The sequence below is a fragment of the Phytobacter cepae genome (assembly GCF_054165735.1).
This window is the reverse complement of the sequence record NZ_CM135107.1, coordinates 4,035,234-4,052,560: the sequence shown is the minus strand read 5'-3', so window position 1 is coordinate 4,052,560 and position 17,327 is coordinate 4,035,234. Positions and strand designations below refer to the sequence as shown.

The following is a 17,327-nucleotide window of genomic DNA, read 5'->3' as shown; positions in this document are numbered from 1 at the left end:
ATGACAGTAGAAGCTGCGGATGACACTTACATTTCACCTTTGTGAATAAATGACCATCTCGTTAACCACATTAAGATGGCCCGACAGGTCCCGTCGGGCCTGAGGGCTTACAAAATCTTACGTTCGGCGAGGTCGAGGGCGAAGTAGCTGAAGATAAGATCCGCACCTGCGCGTTTGATGGCGCCGAGGCTTTCTAGGATCACTTTGTCTTCATCAATGGCGCCCGCCTGGGCGGCAAATTTGATCATCGCGTACTCGCCGCTGACCTGATAGGCCCCCAACGGTAAGGTGGTGCGTTCACGGATATCGCGCAGGATATCCAGATAGGCACCTGCCGGTTTCACCATCAGACAGTCTGCGCCTTCGGCTTCGTCAATTAGCGACTCGCGAATGGCTTCACGACGGTTCATCGGGCTCATCTGATAGGTTTTGCGATCGCCCTTCAGCGCAGTACCGGCCGCTTCACGGAACGGGCCATAGAAGGAGGAGGCAAATTTTGTGGAGTAGGACATGATGGCGGTATCGGTAAAACCGGCTGCGTCGAGCGCCTGACGAATGGCCTGTACCTGGCCGTCCATTGCCGCTGACGGAGCGATAAAGTCGGCACCCGCCGCTGCCGCTACCACGGCTTGTTTGCCGAGGTTTAACAGGGTGGCATCATTGTCGACGCCGTGGTCGCAGAGCACACCACAATGGCCATGCGAGGTGTATTCGCAGAAACAGGTATCGGACATGACGATCATCTCCGGCACCGCATCTTTGGCAATGCGCGACATACGCGCCACCAGCCCGTTTTCCTGCCAGGCGTCACTCCCCGTTTCGTCCGTGTGGTGAGAGATACCAAAGGTCATTACCGAGCGGATACCGGCATTAGCGATACGTTCAATTTCACGCGCAAGATGCTTTTCGGGAATGCGCATCACGCCCGGCATGGCGGTGATCGCTTTGTAATCATCAATCTCTTCTTCAACGAAGATCGGCAACACCAGGTCGTTCAGGCTCAGCGTTGTCTCTTCAAACATGGCGCGCAGCGAGGCGGATTTGCGCAGGCGGCGCGGGCGGGTGATTAAGTCTGTCATGATTTGCCTGAAGTCTTAGGAAACGTGGGGGATAGTGTATCTGAAAAAAGAAGGGTGTGTTTTACCAAAATCGCCTTTAACTGCGAGCAGGCTCGAAGGAATTGGCAGTGGCAGAATTATAGATTAGTGTGATATTTCTGTCTTGAATTAATGATGGTTTTTTATTTTTATTACAAATTACATTTATATATTAAATGCTTTTTGGTTTTAATCGGGTTTGCTTTGATATGTGTTTCGTTTTTATTAATTCATAAAGCCAGGGTGTTTCTTTTTATCTGCATGATAAATATGAGTTTTGTTATTTAAATTGCCAGTATTAATGACGGGTAAATGTAATTTGTCCGAATTCGGACTTTACGTGAACTTTAATTGAACCATTTGGTTTATGTACGGCATAATTTTCTCCGCAACGAAACTTGATTGTATTTGATGCATTAATAATTGATGGACCAACGATAATATCCCTGAGGAGGGATGACAAATGCACTCCTGGAAAAAGAAACTTGTAGTATCTCAATTGGCATTAGCCTGCACTTTGGCAATCGCTTCTCAGGCAAATGCGACGACTTACGATACCTGGAATTACATTGATAATCCTAAAACCGCTCTTGACTGGAGCAATATGGATGCGCCAGGTACAGCTAATGGCAACTATGTGAATTATAGTGGTTTTGTTTACCACAATAATGCTAATGGTGATTTTGATCAGACGTTCAACGGCGATACCGTGAATGGCACGATTTCTACCTATTATCTGAATCATGACTATACAAATGGTACTGATGGTTCAGATAACACATTGAACGTGACTAATTCAGTTATTCATGGCTCTATCACATCTCATCTGCCTATTGGGGTTGGCACTGATGGTAGTGCTTATCAGTACTCTGAATATGGTAGCGATCGTGTCATTGATGAAAACTGGCATGATGGCGATGTATTTACGCTGAATATTTCTAACTCTATCGTTGATGACGACTATGAAGCACTTTACTTCACTGATTCTTATCTTGATGGTGACGTCACGAAATCTACTCATGAAACGTTCACTACTGCGGCAGGTGAAGGTTATCCATATGAGTCAGGTCTTGGCCTTGCAGTAAATCTTGATGTTGAAAGCAATATCAATATTTCTAACAACTCTCGTGTGGCTGGTATCAGCCTGACTCAAGGTAATACAGTTAACAATACCTACACGACTGAATCCCATACCTGGGATAACAACATCAACGTTTCCAATTCTACTGTAACCTCTGGCTCAGTGACTTCACTGGAGACTTCAGGCTTCTACGGTCACTCTGCTGAACCAAGTGAATATAGTGGTAACGGTACCGCTAATGACGTTGCGCTGTATTTCAGCGATAGCGCAGCATCTAACTATTCAATGAAAAACAACGTTAACTTCGACAACTCTACGCTGCTTGGCGATGTTGTTTTCCAAAGCACCTGGAATGCGAATTTCTATCCTCAGGGTCATGATAGCAACGCTGATGGCGCGAAAGACACCAACGGCGGTTGGGCTGATGATGCGCTGAATGTTGATGAACTGAATATTACGCTGGATAACGGCTCTAAATGGACGGGTTCTGCAACTTCCGATTATGAAGCAATCGCTTCAGCGAACTGGTATGACGTTACAGGCAATAGCATTTATCCGAACTCTGTTATCGAAGGAAATGCCTGGAACCGAGTTATTGACAATGAAGTTTTCCAGAGTGGCGTATTTAATGTAGCATTGAAGAACGGCTCAATTTGGAACACCGTCAATGCGTCTAATATCGATACGCTGACTATCGATAGCGGATCTAAAGTTAATGTTGGTGATTCCTCACTCGTTTCCGACAGCATTAAATTAACAAATAACTCTCTGCTGAACATCGGCGAAGATGGTCATGTTGCGACCGATAGCCTGTCTATTGATAACAGTACCGTAAAACTGGCCGACGATATTGCCTCTGGCTGGAACTTTGATTCCGCAGCTCTGTACGCCAACACCATCACCGTAACAAATCACGGTGTTCTGGATGTGAATGTCAATGAGTTTGATGCTAATCCGTTCCAGGCTGATACTCTGAATCTGACCAGCACCACTGACACTCATCGTAATATCCATGCAGGTGTGTTCGATATTCATAGCAGCAACTATGTCATGAATACTGACCTGGTCAACGACCGCACCAACGGCAAAACCAAAGCTAACTATGGCTATGGTGTCATTGCAATGAACTCCGATGGTCACCTGACTATCAACGGCAACGGAGATATCAATGGCGGTAATGAACTGGATAACAGCGCTACTGACGACGTAACCGCTGCCAAAGGCAACTACAAAGTTCGTATCGATAACTCCACCGGTGCAGGCCGTATCGCTGACTATAAAGGTAAAGAAATTATCTATGTCAACGATAAGAACACCACTGCGACCTTCAGCGCGGCTAACAAAGCCGATCTGGGTGCTTACACCTACGAAGCTCAGCAGAAAGGTAACACCGTTGTTCTGCGTCAGCGTGAGCTGACCGACTATGCCAACATGGCGCTGAGCATTCCTTCTGCAAATACCAATATCTGGAATCTGCAACAGGATACCCTGTCTACTCGTCTGACTAATGGCCGTCATGGCATGACAGATAAAGATAACGGTGGTGCGTGGGTTAACTACTTCGGTGGTAGCTTCAACGGCGATAACGGCGTGATCGAATACGATCAGGACGTTAGCGGCATCATGGTCGGTGTTGATACCTTCGTTGAAGGCAACAATGCTAACTGGATCGTCGGTGCGGCGGCTGGTTTTGCGAAAGGTGACGTAAGCGATCGTTCTGGCAAAGTTGATCAGGATAGCCAGTCCGCATACATCTACTCTTCTGCACGTTTCGACAACAACATCTTCGTTGATGGTAACCTGAGCTACAGCCGTTTCAGCAATGACCTGTCTGCAACCATGTCTAACGGTCAGTATGTTGACGGTGATTCCACTACGGATGCATGGGGCTTCGGTCTGAAAGCCGGTTACGACTGGAAAGTTAACGACAAAGGCTATGTTACTCCGTACGCTGCTATCTCTGGCCTGTTCCAGTCTGGTGATAACTATCGTCTGAGCAACAACCTGAAAGCGGGCGATCAGGATTACGATAGCCTGCGTTATGAACTGGGCGTAGATGCGGGTTACACCTTCACCTACGGCAGCGATCAGGCTCTGACCCCGTACTTCAAACTGGCTTACGTCTACGATGACTCCAACAACACTGCGAAAGTGAACGGTGATTCTATCGATAATGGCGTTGAAGGTTCTGCGGTTCGTGTTGGCCTGGGTACGCAGTTCAGCTTCACCAAAAACTTCAGTGCTTACACTGATGCAACCTATCTGGGCGGCGGCGACGTTGAACAGGATTGGGGTGCTAAAGTTGGCGTGAAATACACCTGGTAATAAAAACTGGCAGGGAAGTTCATTTCCCTGCTATTTTCTGTTTATCAAATTCCCGCTACGGATTAGCGGGAATTTTATTTACAAGGAACGTAAATGATCTCATTAAAAAAGCCGCTTGCGGAATTCTATTCATTAGATAAATGCTTTTCCCCTCATGGCACACATTTTGAAATGCCAGAAAACACGCAGCTCTCTTTTCCAGATCGTAAACCTGACGATGTCACTCTTATTCTCTGTCAGGGTGAAATGACGATTGGCCGAAAATATAACGATATCCTTATTGGTATTGCTCAGGCCCCGTTTATCGATGGATTGAGCGCAGGTATGATTGAACGCCCCACGGAATATATTTACACCACACAAAGTTTGTGCACCGGTTATTATTTGTCTTCTCAGCGAGTGATGACGTTGCTGGATGAACATCAGCTCTGGCGCGAAGCATTTTCCTGGCTTACCTGGTGGCACCGTCTGGCGGAGACGCGAGACAACCAGCTTATTGGCAGCAGCTCATACGATCAGATTCGCTCAACGCTATTAACCATGTCTGACTGGGATGAGAATTTACGTTCACGCGTGGGAGTGATGCACTATATTCAACGTCGGACCGGGATTTCTCGCTCGGTCATTGCCGAGGTGCTTTCTGCATTACGCAAAGGCAATTACATAGAAATGTATAAAGGCAAGCTATTAAAAGTAAACCGCTTGCCTTTCGATTATTAAAATCGATGATTTAGTCAGGATGCAGGAACCACGATGGGTTTGTTGCTGCTCATTTCACTCACCAGATCGTTAACCCCATCGCTCATATTGGTAAATTTCGTCAACGGCGAGCGAGTGACGACCACAAATACGCCGACATTACTTTGCGGGATCATCGCCATATAAGTAATGAAACCACCACCGCCGCCGGTTTTCTGAATAATGCCAGGACGCCCGTCTTTGGGGGCCATATAGACCCAGCCCATCCCTAACGCGTCAGCCCTGCCCGGCACATCCATCCCAATAACACGCGTGAGTTGATGACGTTGATAAATCAGGGTCTGCATGCGGTCAGCCTGATTATTGCGATGGTAAAAGTCAGATGAAAGGAACTGTTGCATCCAGCGCATCATATCGCCTGGCGTGGAATACACTCCGCCGCTGCCAACGGCTGCCAGCGTGTTGTTACACGGGCTCGCGCCTTTTTCTGCAACCATCAGGCGCTTACACTGATCGGGAGACGGCGTAAAGGTGGTGTCCTTCATGCCCAAAGGGCGGGTGATTTGCTCTTCAAACAGCTGTGTATAGGGTTTGCCTGCCGCTTTTGCTAACGCATCCGCCAGTAGGTCAAACGCCAGGTTGGAATAGGCGGCCTGGGTGCCAGGACCGACCTTAAGTTTAGCAGTAGAAAGCCAGTTCCAGCGCTGCTGCTGCGTTGGCCAGACAAACACGTCTCTATGTGCAGCCCCGCCGGGCTGTTCACGCGGTAATGCACTGGTATGCGTCGCCAGGTTTAACAGCGTGATAGGAGATCCCTGCCAGGTCGGTACTACCGCACCGGGCGGCGCATATTTGCTTAACGGATCGTTCAGCTTGACGATGCCTTGATCAAACATTTTCACCAGCATTTCGCTGGTCATCAGTTTTGAAATCGACGCGATACGGATGACGGAATCCAGCTGCGGGCGAACGTTGGTCCCGGGTCGCGTTTCGCCAAAACTTCTGAATACTCGCTGGTTACCATCTATGGCAACCAAAGCCATACCGGTAGCGCCGCTGCCATAGAAAATATGATTGGCGTAACGATCGACAATTTCGGACGCAAAAGCCGGATCAGGGGACGTCTGCGCAGCATGGGTTGGCGTTAGCGCGCAGGCAAACAGCATGGCGGAGAAAAACAAACAACGTTTCAACGAAAGCATCCGTATCAGAAAGAGAGAGATAGAGCGTATTTATACTACCTGGCAGCGTATTGCAACGCACCGAAAAAGGCATATTTTCCGGAAATTACGTAACGATGCGTAAACATGAACTTTTTTCCTGAACATCATAGGGGCAGAGGCGTGTGGTAACCTCTTTTATTGGCAATAGAATGACGAACGGGAGCAAAAATGTCAGCTAAGCGAGTGGTGATGGTGGTGGATATGCAGCAAGGGGTGTTTGCGACCCCGCGCATTCGACGTGAACAGTGTGTAGAACTGATCAATAAACTGACGAACGCTGCGGACACGGTGATATTTATCCAGCATATCGAAGAAGGTGGACTGGAGGAGGGAAGTGCGGGTTTCCAGTTACTTCCAGAACTCTATCAGCCCGCCAGCGCGCTCTACGTCACAAAAACGGCTTGTGATAGCTTTTACAAAACGCGGCTTGAAGATGTGCTGCATGAACATAACATCACCGGGTTTGTCATGTGTGGTTGTGCGACGGACTACTGCGTCGATACCACGGTCAAAAACGGAGCCAGTCGGGGCTATGCCATAACCGTTGCCGGGGATGCCCACACCACGGCCCATCGTCCTGCGGCACAGGCTGAAACACTCATCGCCCATTACAATGATGTCTGGCGTAACCTTACCGTGCCGCAAAACCCCGTTTTTGTGAAATCCGTCGAAACAATTCTTAACGAGTGGCAGACGAACTAAGGCGCTACGCTCAGGTCTGATTATCCGTCTCTACTATGCTGGCTCCGGGTATTTTTATATCCGGGGTGAGCTTTGTCGTGTAAGCAATGCAAAAATAAGAAAGAGCAGGAGAGCATTATGTTTAAGTCTTTTTTCCCAACGCCGAAACTGTTTTTCCTCTCGGCTTTTATTTGGGCAATGATCGCCGTGGTATTTTGGCAGGCGGGTGGTGAAAGCTGGCTATTGCGCATCACGGGTGCGTCAGCGGATGTACCAATCAGCGCCGCCCGATTCTGGTCGCGCAATTTTTTGTTATTTTATGCGTATTATGCGTTATGCACCGGCTTGTTTGCGTTTGCATGGTTTTTCATCTCACCACACCGTTGGCAGCGTTGGTCCATTCTCGGGACCGCGTTGATCATTTTTGTCACCTGGTTTTTAGTCGAAGTGAATGTCGCCATTAACGCCTGGTATGCCCCTTTTTACGATCTGATTCAGACTGCCCTCAGTGCGCCTAATAAGGTCAGCATCGGCCAGCTTTATGGCGAAATAGGTACTTTCCTGTGGATAGCATTAATTGCCGTCACCGTGGCGGTGTTAAACAATTTCTTTGTCAGCCACTATGTCTTTCGCTGGCGCACGGCAATGAACGAATACTATATGGCGCACTGGGAGCAACTGCGTCATATCGAGGGCGCTGCGCAGCGTGTGCAGGAAGATACCATGCGTTTTGCGACGACTCTGGAAGATATGGGCGTCAGCTTTATCAATGCCGTCATGACCCTGATTGCGTTCCTGCCAGTGCTGGTGGCCCTCTCTCCACACGTGCCTGAGCTGCCGCTGGTCGGGCATGTTCCTTATGGTCTGGTGATTGCGGCGATTACCTGGTCATTGCTGGGGACATTTTTGCTGGCGGCGGTAGGGATTAAATTACCGGGGCTGGAGTTTAAAAACCAACGTGTGGAAGCGGCATATCGTAAAGAACTGGTCTACGGTGAAGATGATGCTGATAGAGCGAAACCGAACACCATGCGTGAACTGTTTGCTGCCGTACGTCGCAACTATTTCCGCCTCTACTTTCACTATATGTATTTCAACATCGCGCGTATTTTGTATCTGCAGGTCGATGTGGTTTTCGGCCTGATTGTGCTTTTCCCGACTATTGCGGCCGGCGCGATTACCTTTGGTTTAATGCGCCAGATAACCAACGTCTTTGAGCAGGTTCGTAGCTCGTTCCAGTATCTGATTGCCTCCTGGACAACGCTGGTTGAGTTGATGTCTATTTATAAACGTTTGCGCAGTTTTGAACATGAGCTGGATGGCCAGCCGGTCGCGCAAATGACCAACCATTTTAGCTAACGCAAGGAACACGAATGTCAGTTTGCGCGCCGCGTCTTCTCGCGACCACAATGACCCTGCTGGCGGGATGTATTCTCGCCGGTTGTACCACCAGTAAAAATACCACCACAACGCGTCCGGGGAATGCAGATCTCCCGGCGGCGCAAAGACCCCAGGACGTGGCGAGCGTGGTCCGGCAAAAAATGCCTGCCAGCGTAAAAGACAGAGAACAATGGGCAAAAGATTTGGCGACCACGTTCGACAGTCAGGGGCTGGATCCTACCCTTGAAAATATCTGTTCGGTGCTGGCCGTCGCGCAGCAAGAGTCAAACTATCAGGCCGATCCGGCTGTGGCAGGGCTGAACAAAATTGCCTGGAAAGAGATAGACCGCCGGGCCGCCAGGCTCCATATTCCGCAGTTGCTGGTCCATACCGCACTGCAGATTGAATCGCCGAATGGGAAGAGTTATAGCGAGCGCCTCGATAACGTGCGGACGGAAAAGCAGCTGAGTGAGATTTTCGACGATTTGATCGGCACGGTTCCCCTGGGGCAGAAGCTCTTCGGCTCTTACAACCCGGTGCATACCGGTGGGCCGATGCAAATCAGCATCGCTTTTGCTGAAAAGCACACCCAGGGTTACCCCTGGACGATGTCCGGAACCGTGCGTCAGGAGGTCTTTACCCGTCGCGGCGGATTGTGGTTCGGGACATGGCATCTGCTCAACTACCCGGCCAATTACAGTGCCCCTATTTTCCGTTTCGCCGATTTCAATGCGGGCTGGTACGCCAGCCGTAATGCGGCATTTCAGAATGCTGTAAGCAAAGCGACGGGAACAAAACTCGCGCTGGATGGCGACGTCATTTTGTATAACAGCAGCGAGGCAGGAAGCACGGAACTGGCCGTCAGAAAACTGGGGACTAAACTGGGCATGAGCGATCGGGACATCCACAGGCAGCTCGCCGCTGGGGACAGTCTCGCCTTCGAGAAAACAGCGTTGTACCAGGGTGTCTATCGACTGGCGGAACAGAAGACGGGGAAAAAATTACCGAGGGAAATGCTACCTGGCATTCAACTGGAAAGCCCGAAAATCACCCGCAACCTCACAACCGCCTGGTTTGCGAAGCGCGTCGACGATCGTCGGGCGCAGTGTATGGCCGGTCAGTGATGACGTCGCCAGCGCAGCACCAGGCCAATAACGCCTAAGATTGCGCTGCCGACCAAAAATGGCACCAGGCCAAAAATGGTACCAACGCCAAAGCCGATCTCAACCTGCGGTCGGCTGGCATCCTTTACCTGCATCAGGTGGTCAAAGACACCTGGCGCATGGACCAGCAGATTAAGCAGTTGCGCGCCCGCCCAGAAGCAGAGAAGAACAAATATCGCATAAGCAATGTTACCTGGCGTGGAGGCGTCGCGCGTTTTTTTACCCGTAAAGGGTTTCGACATTGTAAAGTCAGCCATAGAGACCTCCGCTTTATTCATTTTCCCGGCGCAAAGCCAGTGACACCTTGTCATTTTGACAGCACATAGAAATTGTCAACATCGGAATGGTGATAATTTCATTGCGGGAAGGTTTCCAGTTGAGTAAATTTTGTGAGTGCTCACATTTCCGTAATATTTTGATTACGTATTTAACATTTCAGAATTTCCGTATGCGACACAGACGGAACAGTGGAAATGTGCGACGATATTTTTTTTATTGCCGGAGTTGTCATGAAGCTACCCGCGAAAATACGCCGTGACTGGCACTATTATGCGTTCGCTATTGGTTTGATTTTTATTCTGAATGGAGTGGTGGGGCTTTTAGGATTTGAAGCAAAAGGTTGGCAAGAATATGCCGTGGGCCTCGTCACCTGGGTCATCAGTTTCTGGTTGGCCGGATTGATTATTCGCCGTCGTCCTGAAGAAGACGGCGAAGAGCCCGCAGTTAAAGAAGAAAAACCGTTGGACTAACCGTTCATCGAGCTTTTAAGTGCGCTGTCAGCCTGATGGCGCGCCAAAGCCAGTTCTATCAGGCGAGTGATTAAATCGGTGTAACCGATCCCGCTCGCCTGCCATAACTTCGGATACATGCTGATATTGGTAAATCCAGGCAGCGTGTTGATTTCGTTAATAATGACTTCATTTTCGGGGGTCAGAAACACGTCGACGCGCGCCATTCCTGCGCAGCCCAGCGTCTGATAAGCCTGAACGGCAATCTCGCGGATACGGTCATTAACCTCAGGCGTAAGGTTCGCCGGCACCACCACTTGTGCCCCGTTATCATCAATGTATTTGGTGTCGTAGGCATAAAACTCGCTGTTCAACACGATCTCACCGCAGGTACTGGCCACGGGATCGTCATTGCCTAACACCGCACATTCGATCTCCCGGCCGTTGATCCCGGTCTCGACCACCACCTTATGGTCGAACTCAAATGCGAGGTCTACCGCTGCGGCATATTGCGCTTCGTCAGTGACCTTACTGACGCCCACGGAGGAACCCTGGTTAGCCGGTTTAACAAATAATGGCAGCCCCAGTTTTGCCTGAATGTCCTGGAAAGAGAAACGGCGACGGTTGCTGCGCGTCAGCGTGACAAAGGGGGCGATCGCCAGACCGGCATCACGTAGCAGGCGTTTGGTAACATCTTTGTCCATGCAGGCGGCTGAACCCAGAACATCGGAACCCACGAAGGGGAGATTCGCCATGCGCAGCAAACCCTGTAGCGTACCATCTTCGCCCTGGGTGCCGTGGACGATAGGGAAGATGACATCGACCTGGGCGAAAGGCGAACCGTTATGGGCGTTGATCAACTGATGTGTTGTTTGCCCGGGAACCAGAGACACGCTCTCTTCTGAAGGATTCAGGGCAATGTGCGCGGGATCGCTGGCATTTTGCAGGTAATTATTCGCGTCATTGATATGCCATTGTCCCTGCTTGTCGATGCCCAGCAGCAGCACCTCAAAGCGCGACTTATCCATTGCATCGACAATATTTTTCGCCGATTGCAGCGACACTTCATGCTCAGCCGACTTACCGCCAAACACGACTCCTACCCGCAGTTTTGCCATCACATTCTTCACTCACATCAATCAGAAAGCACATACCATATCACTTCTGCCATACTGTTTTTAGTGATTAATGGAGGGGATGCGTGAAAGGAAAAAGCCTGATTGTGGTCTGCGTTTTGCTTGTTGCGGGGAGTGTGGGCTACCGCTATTTGCCGTCATATTACAACCCTTTTATGCCGCTCCGGTTAGACGATCCGCCAGGGCGAATCACGCAATATAAATTACGTCGACTGGCGCCGCACGAGTGTGCCGCCTTACTTGAACAGGCTAATCAAAGGCAAATGATCGCCTCAACACCCGTGGCTGACAGCCAGGGAGAGTGCCCGCTGACGGACGTAGTGCGGGTTCGAAACTTTGGACCCGTAAAGCTGAGCAGTAGCTTTTTAGCCAGTTGCCCGCTGGCGCTCAGTTCGGCGCTCTTTGTCGAGCAGCAGGTGCGTCCGCTTACCCGGCAATTTACCGGTCAGACGCTAACGCGTATCGATCATCTGGGCAGCTATGCCTGTCGCAATATCTACAATCGTGCCGAAGGGCGGCGTAGCGAACATGCCAGTGCAGATGCGCTGGATATTAGCGGTTTTCGACTCTCCAACGGTAATGTTGTCACCGTACTGCGCGGTTGGCCTGACTCAGCAACGCAGCCCTGGCTACGGGCCATGCTGAGCGCAAGCTGCGGTTATTACGGCAACGGTTTAGGGCCAGAATATAACGCCGCTCACGCCAACCATTTTCACCTCGGCATGCGTGGTTTTGGACTCTGTCGTTAAAGCATAACCTGCCGTTATAATTGGTTTTTTTGTTTGCGACGTCCGTCTGTTACAAAACACGAGGGATAAAACACTGAAATAACGGTAAACGCACCCCGTGTATGCTTTCCTGTCCGTCTTCTTGTTACTCTGTCTCTTCTTTACCAAAAACTGAAATATTGTTGCTGTCTATGGAATCCTGGAAGGTCAATCTTATCTCTGTCTGGTTCGGCTGCTTCTTTACCGGCCTTGCGATCAGCCAGATTTTGCCGTTTTTGCCACTCTATGTTGCCCAGCTTGGCGTCACCTCGCACGAGGCACTGTCAATGTGGTCGGGGCTGACGTTCAGCATCACCTTTTTGATTTCTGCTATCGTTTCGCCGCTATGGGGAAGTCTGGCGGATAGAAAAGGGCGCAAGTTAATGCTGCTTCGTGCCTCACTCGGCATGGCGGTTGCCATTCTCCTGCAAGCATTCGCCACCAATGTCTGGCAGTTGCTGATTTTGCGTGGCGTGATGGGATTAACGTCCGGTTATATTCCTAATGCGATGGCGCTGGTTGCTTCGCAGGTTCCGCGCGAGCGCAGCGGCTGGGCGCTCAGTACGCTTTCCACCGCCCAGATTAGCGGCGTGATTGGTGGTCCGCTGATGGGCGGCTTTCTGGCCGACCACTTCGGCCTGCGCACCGTCTTTTTTATCACCGCTATTTTGCTGGTAGTGAGCTTCCTCGTGACGCTGTTTCTGATAAAAGAGGGGGCCCGGCCTAAAATCAGTAAGGCGCAGCGGTTGAGCGGCAAAGCGGTGTTTTCCACGCTGCCCTATCCGGGCCTGGTGATCAGCTTGTTTGTGACCACGATGGTCATTCAGCTGTGTAACGGCTCTGTCGGACCAATTCTGGCGCTATTTATCCAGTCAATGACTCCGGATAGCAGCAACATTGCCTTTCTCAGTGGATTGATTGCCGCTATCCCCGGCGTCTCAGCGCTGATGTCCGCCCCACGACTGGGTAAACTGGGCGACCGTATCGGAACGGCACGTATCTTGATGGCGACGCTCGTTTGTGCCGTGGTGTTGTTCTTTGCCATGTCATTTGTGACATCGCCCCTACAGTTAGGCGTATTACGTTTTCTACTGGGTTTTGCCGATGGCGCCATGCTACCGGCAGTGCAAACGCTTCTGCTTAAGTACTCCAGCGATCAGGTCACCGGGCGCATTTTTGGTTATAACCAGTCGTTTATGTACCTTGGAAATGTGGTGGGGCCGCTGATGGGCGCATCGGTATCCGCTATGGCGGGATTCCGTTGGGTCTTTGTCGCCACGGCGCTGGTCGTACTGTGTAATATATGGCAGCTTGCCACCGCATTACGCAAAGCAAAACGCTAATCTAACCGGCTGGTCGGGAGACGCACTTCCGGCCAGACGATAAGTTTTCTTTATATCAAGAATATATTCTCGCTGAAATTTCCCTTCTTCCTTTTGATAATTCAAACGCGTTACAGCGAGAGAAACGTTTCGTTGAAAATGTTTTCATTTTGCGTATTTGCATCGGTCAAATTTTTGCTAAAAATAATAGTTGCATCTACTTTGCAACAACTAATGAGAGTGATAACGTCAGCGAATACCCCATAAGGAAATTGCGCTATGAAAAACCTCATTGCTGAACTACTGGTTAAACTTGCGGAGAAGGAAGAAGAATCCAAAGAGCTGGTCGCACAGGTAGAGGCGCTGGAGATCGTCGTCACCGCGCTGCTACGCCAGATGGCGCAACCGGAACAGCAGGCGCTTATTCAAAGTATCGAAGGCGCCCTGGACGGAGTGACCCCAGACTCAGATGTTTCCCTCCAGGATACGGAGTTACTGCAACAGTACGTAAAAAAGCTTTTACGGCACCCGCGATCCTAAGCGTTTTGAGATAAGTCACGTTGTCATCTCACTGTAACGCGCGCTGCCTATAGTCGCTCTGTTTTTTATTTCTTTTAAGTATTTTTACACGGAGAAAATAAATTGAAACAGAGCGCATTATTCATCGCTTTATTCCCCCTGCTGTTTACCCCTGTTATTCATGCTGATACCACCGCCACCCCCGTACTGGAAAATCGTGCTGCGCAGGGTGATATTACCACTCAGGGCGGTGCACGTCGTTTAAGCAGCGATCAGACTGAGGCTATTCGTGCCTCCCTGAATGACAAGCCGGCTAAAAATATCATTTTGTTAATTGGCGACGGCATGGGTGATTCCGAAATTACCGCAGCACGAAATTATGCTGAAGGCGCAGGCGGCTTCTTTAAAGGAATTGATGCCTTACCGTTAACAGGGCAATACACGCATTATGCGCTCGATAAAAAAACGGGCAAACCGGATTACGTGACCGATTCAGCCGCCTCAGCGACTGCCTGGTCAACCGGCGTGAAAACCTACAATGGCGCGCTGGGCGTAGATATCCATGAAAAAGATCATATGACGATTCTGGAAATGGCGAAGGCCGCGGGCCTTGCTACCGGCAACGTCTCTACCGCTGAACTGCAGGATGCCACCCCGGCTGCGCTTTTCTCTCACGTTACCTCGCGCAAATGCTATGGTCCGAGCGTCACCAGTGAAAAATGTGCCACTAACGCGCTGGAAAAAGGCGGTAAAGGCTCCATTACTGAGCAGCTGCTGAATGCACGCGCTGACGTTACCCTGGGCGGTGGCGCAAAAACCTTTAGCGAAACGGCAACCGCCGGCGAGTGGAAAGGCAAAACACTGCGTGAGCAGGCGCAAGCGCGTGGTTATCAGTTAGTCAGCGATGCTTCAAGCCTTGCGGCAATCAGCGCGGCGAATCAGGATAAACCTCTGCTGGGCCTGTTTTCTGAAGGCAATATGCCCGTACGCTGGGAAGGTCCGAAAGCCTCTCTGCACGGCAACATCGATCAGCCTGCGGTAACCTGTACGCCTAATGCTAAGCGTACTGATAGCGTACCGACGCTGGCACAAATGACCGATAAGGCGCTGGAATTACTGAGCAAAAATGAAAAAGGCTTCTTCCTGCAGGTTGAAGGCGCTTCCATTGATAAACAGGATCACGCGGCGAACCCGTGCGGGCAGATTGGCGAAACCGTCGATCTCGACGAAGCGGTGCAAAAAGCGCTGGCCTTTGCGAAGCAGGATGGCAATACGCTGGTGATTGTGACGGCTGACCATGCCCATGCCAGCCAGATCATCCCGGCGGATACCAAAGCGCCAGGCCTGAGCCAGTTGCTGAACACCAAAGACGGCACCGTGATGGCCATGACCTATGGCAACTCTGAAGAAGAGTCCATGGAACATACCGGCACGCAGATTCGTATCGCTGCCTACGGCCCCCACGCTGCAAACGTGGTTGGCCTGACTGACCAGACTGACCTGTTCTTCACGATGAAAGCAGCGCTCGGCCTGAAATAAAGCCTGCCCGACGGGAATTTCTCTCGTCGGGTGGTTTTTTCACCCGTACAGACCATTCTTAAGAAGCAACACTTCAAAAAGGATGGTGCTATGAAAATAACATTACTGGTTACGCTCCTGTTTGGTCTTGTGTTCGTCACGGCGCTGAGCGCTGCTGAGAAAACCCTTACCCCTCAACAACAACGAATGACCCTCTGCAATCAGCAGGCGAAAGTCCAGACGCTCACCGGTGAGGCGCGTAAGCGCTACATGAGCGACTGTCTGAAAAATACCAAAACGGAACCGGGGCAAAAAAGCCTGTCACCGCAGCAACAAAAAATGCGTGAGTGTAATTCACAGGCCACGCAGCAATCCCTTAAAGGTGAAGATCGCAGTAAATTTATGAGCGCGTGCCTGAAAAAAACGGGCTAAGCCGAACGGGTGAGCGGCTTTCTCTGCTCACCCGAAATTTCATACTTTCTCCCCACGCCCCCTCTCTATAATTTGGGAAATTGTTGCAGAATGTTCCCAAACATGATGAATGATAATAATTTTTATACCTCAGATGCGTCAGACAAGGAGAGGCACGCTCATCTGAGCGACGTGGACCATTACAGCGAGGGGCTGCAATTCGCAAAGCGAGAGAGGCTGCCGCGTGCTGCCGGGCTTGCCTGCCTGTTTTTCCCTCTGGCTGCTGAAATGGTGTCTAAGCCGACGGCAGGGGGCTGGTGGGTCTTACTGGTTCTTTGGATCTTCGTCTGGCCCCATCTGGCCTGGCAACTTGCTTCGCGCTCCAGCGATCCGCTGGCCAGTGAAACCCATAACCTGAAGGCTGACGCCATCCTTGCGGGTATCTGGATCGCGCTGACGGGGGTAAACCTGATGCCCTCCCTGGCGCTGGCAATGATGGTCTTTATCACCACCATGGGCGCAGGCGGGCCGCGCCTGTGTATTGCCGGGGCTATCCTGACGTTAGTCTCAAGCCTTGTGACCCTCAAGTTGACCGGGATCGCCGTGGATCCGGTGAGCCCTTTGCTGACTATCTGGTTGACCGTGCCGGTGTTACTGATCTATCCGCTGCTCTTTTCCTGGGTAAATTACCGCGCCGCGATCCGCATGGAGGAACACAAACGTCGATTGCAGGTGATGAGCATTCGTGATGGCATGACCGGCGTCTATAACCGCCGTCATTGGGAAACCCTCCTGCGGGATGAGTTTGACAACTGCCGCCGTCATCAGCGAGGGGCCACGTTATTGCTTATCGATGTGGATCATTTCAAAACCATCAACGACACCTGGGGCCACGATGTTGGCGATGAAGCGATCGTGGCGATCACTCGTCATCTTCAGCTTTGCCTGCGCGGTAGCGACATTATTGGGCGCTTCGGGGGCGATGAATTTGCCGTGATCATGGGGGGAACCTCGTGTGAAAGTGCGATCGCCGCCATGACCCGTGTTCACGATCGCCTGGCGACGTTCCGCCTCCCTAACACCCCTCAGCTTTCCTTGCATATCAGCGTGGGCGTTGCGCCTCTTACCGAAGAGATGGCGCATTATCGCGAATGGCTTAAATCGGCCGATCTGGCGCTCTATAAAGCCAAAAAAGCGGGCCGAAACCGTACCGAAGTCGCCGCCTGACTCTCCCGCTTTGTTGCCGAACGTTCAATCTCTGCCAGGCTTAAAGCGTC

The 17,327-nt window shown here is 50.8% G+C and carries 16 protein-coding genes; 12 read left to right on the top strand and 4 right to left on the bottom strand.

Annotated features, from left to right (window positions below):
- Window positions 1-107: 107 nt before the first annotated feature.
- Entirely contained in the window at window positions 108-1,079 is a 972-nt protein-coding gene (hemB, locus tag ACUY4Q_RS19125; RefSeq protein ID WP_458044282.1) for a porphobilinogen synthase, read from the bottom strand.
- Window positions 1,080-1,560: 481 nt separating this feature from the next.
- On the opposite strand from hemB, the gene ACUY4Q_RS19120 reads away from it, so the two are divergent.
- Together ACUY4Q_RS19120 and ACUY4Q_RS19115 are read left to right on the top strand one after the other, a co-directional pair.
- On the top strand, window positions 1,561-4,503 hold the full coding sequence (locus ACUY4Q_RS19120) for an autotransporter YaiT-related protein (protein ID WP_458044281.1): 2,943 nt from the start codon (window positions 1,561-1,563) through the stop codon (window positions 4,501-4,503).
- 93 nt (window positions 4,504-4,596) lie between these two features.
- The gene (locus tag ACUY4Q_RS19115; protein ID WP_458044280.1) at window positions 4,597-5,223 is read left to right on the top strand and encodes a helix-turn-helix domain-containing protein; all 627 of its coding nucleotides are present in this window, start codon (window positions 4,597-4,599) and stop codon (window positions 5,221-5,223) included.
- Between the two features lie 14 nt (window positions 5,224-5,237).
- On the opposite strand, the gene ampH is transcribed toward ACUY4Q_RS19115, so the two are convergent.
- Window positions 5,238-6,395 (bottom strand): D-alanyl-D-alanine-carboxypeptidase/endopeptidase AmpH, encoded by a 1,158-nt coding sequence (gene ampH, locus ACUY4Q_RS19110; RefSeq protein WP_458044279.1) that lies wholly within the window; start codon window positions 6,393-6,395, stop codon window positions 5,238-5,240.
- A 198-nt stretch (window positions 6,396-6,593) separates the two neighbouring features.
- Here ampH and ACUY4Q_RS19105 point away from each other — a divergent pair, with 198 nt between their 5' ends.
- The 3 genes from ACUY4Q_RS19105 (at window position 6,594) to ACUY4Q_RS19095 (ending at window position 9,610) form a co-directional block, all read left to right on the top strand.
- Window positions 6,594-7,127 (top strand): isochorismatase family protein, encoded by a 534-nt coding sequence (locus tag ACUY4Q_RS19105; protein WP_458044278.1) that lies wholly within the window; start codon window positions 6,594-6,596, stop codon window positions 7,125-7,127.
- A gap of 117 nt (window positions 7,128-7,244) precedes the next feature.
- Window positions 7,245-8,465, top strand: coding sequence for a peptide antibiotic transporter SbmA (gene sbmA, locus ACUY4Q_RS19100; RefSeq protein ID WP_458044277.1), 1,221 nt, complete (start codon window positions 7,245-7,247; stop codon window positions 8,463-8,465).
- A 14-nt stretch (window positions 8,466-8,479) separates the two neighbouring features.
- A complete protein-coding gene (locus tag ACUY4Q_RS19095; RefSeq protein ID WP_458044276.1) occupies window positions 8,480-9,610 on the top strand; it encodes a DUF1615 domain-containing protein in 1,131 nt (376 codons plus the stop codon).
- On the opposite strand, the gene ACUY4Q_RS19090 is transcribed toward ACUY4Q_RS19095, so the two are convergent.
- Entirely contained in the window at window positions 9,604-9,906 is a 303-nt protein-coding gene (locus ACUY4Q_RS19090) for a DUF2755 family protein (RefSeq protein WP_458044275.1), read from the bottom strand. The genes ACUY4Q_RS19095 and ACUY4Q_RS19090 overlap by 7 nt on opposite strands.
- A gap of 252 nt (window positions 9,907-10,158) precedes the next feature.
- Between ACUY4Q_RS19090 and ACUY4Q_RS19085 the strand changes: the two genes are divergently transcribed.
- A complete protein-coding gene (locus ACUY4Q_RS19085; protein ID WP_458047391.1) occupies window positions 10,159-10,398 on the top strand; it encodes a DUF2754 domain-containing protein in 240 nt (79 codons plus the stop codon).
- Here the strand turns inward: ACUY4Q_RS19085 and ddlA are convergent.
- Window positions 10,395-11,495 (bottom strand): D-alanine--D-alanine ligase, encoded by a 1,101-nt coding sequence (gene ddlA / locus ACUY4Q_RS19080; protein WP_458044274.1) that lies wholly within the window; start codon window positions 11,493-11,495, stop codon window positions 10,395-10,397. The two genes, ACUY4Q_RS19085 and ddlA, sit on opposite strands and share 4 nt — an antisense overlap.
- An 83-nt stretch (window positions 11,496-11,578) precedes the next feature.
- Here ddlA and ACUY4Q_RS19075 point away from each other — a divergent pair, with 83 nt between their 5' ends.
- From ACUY4Q_RS19075 to adrA, 6 genes are all read left to right on the top strand, one after another.
- Window positions 11,579-12,262 (top strand): extensin-like domain-containing protein, encoded by a 684-nt coding sequence (locus ACUY4Q_RS19075; protein WP_458044273.1) that lies wholly within the window; start codon window positions 11,579-11,581, stop codon window positions 12,260-12,262.
- 170 nt (window positions 12,263-12,432) lie between these two features.
- A complete protein-coding gene (locus ACUY4Q_RS19070) occupies window positions 12,433-13,623 on the top strand; it encodes a multidrug efflux MFS transporter (protein WP_458044272.1) in 1,191 nt (396 codons plus the stop codon).
- A gap of 258 nt (window positions 13,624-13,881) precedes the next feature.
- Window positions 13,882-14,142 carry an anti-adapter protein IraP gene (gene iraP, locus ACUY4Q_RS19065; protein WP_458044271.1) on the top strand — a complete coding sequence of 87 codons (261 nt, stop codon included), beginning with the start codon at window positions 13,882-13,884 and terminating at the stop codon, window positions 14,140-14,142.
- Window positions 14,143-14,244: 102 nt separating this feature from the next.
- Complete coding sequence (gene phoA / locus ACUY4Q_RS19060) at window positions 14,245-15,660, top strand: alkaline phosphatase (RefSeq protein WP_458044270.1); 1,416 nt, start codon at window positions 14,245-14,247, stop codon at window positions 15,658-15,660.
- Between the two features lie 90 nt (window positions 15,661-15,750).
- Window positions 15,751-16,071, top strand: a complete 321-nt coding sequence (psiF, locus tag ACUY4Q_RS19055; protein WP_458044269.1) for a phosphate starvation-inducible protein PsiF — start codon at window positions 15,751-15,753, stop codon at window positions 16,069-16,071.
- Window positions 16,072-16,161: 90 nt separating this feature from the next.
- Window positions 16,162-17,277, top strand: a complete 1,116-nt coding sequence (gene adrA, locus ACUY4Q_RS19050; protein WP_458044268.1) for a diguanylate cyclase AdrA — start codon at window positions 16,162-16,164, stop codon at window positions 17,275-17,277.
- Window positions 17,278-17,327 lie beyond the last annotated feature (50 nt).

Excerpts from the sequence above, each read along its gene's own strand:
- hemB (WP_458044282.1), bottom strand. The coding sequence starts at position 1,079 with ATGACAGACTTAATCACCCGCCCGCGCCGCCTGCGCAAATCCGCCTCG.
- ACUY4Q_RS19120 (WP_458044281.1), top strand. The coding sequence starts at position 1,561 with ATGCACTCCTGGAAAAAGAAACTTGTAGTATCTCAATTGGCATTAGCC.
- ACUY4Q_RS19115 (WP_458044280.1), top strand. The coding sequence starts at position 4,597 with ATGATCTCATTAAAAAAGCCGCTTGCGGAATTCTATTCATTAGATAAA.
- ACUY4Q_RS19105 (WP_458044278.1), top strand. The coding sequence starts at position 6,594 with ATGTCAGCTAAGCGAGTGGTGATGGTGGTGGATATGCAGCAAGGGGTG.
- sbmA (WP_458044277.1), top strand. The coding sequence starts at position 7,245 with ATGTTTAAGTCTTTTTTCCCAACGCCGAAACTGTTTTTCCTCTCGGCT.
- ACUY4Q_RS19095 (WP_458044276.1), top strand. The coding sequence starts at position 8,480 with ATGTCAGTTTGCGCGCCGCGTCTTCTCGCGACCACAATGACCCTGCTG.
- ACUY4Q_RS19090 (WP_458044275.1), bottom strand. The coding sequence starts at position 9,906 with ATGGCTGACTTTACAATGTCGAAACCCTTTACGGGTAAAAAAACGCGC.
- ACUY4Q_RS19085 (WP_458047391.1), top strand. The coding sequence starts at position 10,159 with ATGAAGCTACCCGCGAAAATACGCCGTGACTGGCACTATTATGCGTTC.
- ddlA (WP_458044274.1), bottom strand. The coding sequence starts at position 11,495 with ATGGCAAAACTGCGGGTAGGAGTCGTGTTTGGCGGTAAGTCGGCTGAG.
- ACUY4Q_RS19070 (WP_458044272.1), top strand. The coding sequence starts at position 12,433 with ATGGAATCCTGGAAGGTCAATCTTATCTCTGTCTGGTTCGGCTGCTTC.
- iraP (WP_458044271.1), top strand. The coding sequence starts at position 13,882 with ATGAAAAACCTCATTGCTGAACTACTGGTTAAACTTGCGGAGAAGGAA.
- psiF (WP_458044269.1), top strand. The coding sequence starts at position 15,751 with ATGAAAATAACATTACTGGTTACGCTCCTGTTTGGTCTTGTGTTCGTC.
- adrA (WP_458044268.1), top strand. The coding sequence starts at position 16,162 with ATGTTCCCAAACATGATGAATGATAATAATTTTTATACCTCAGATGCG.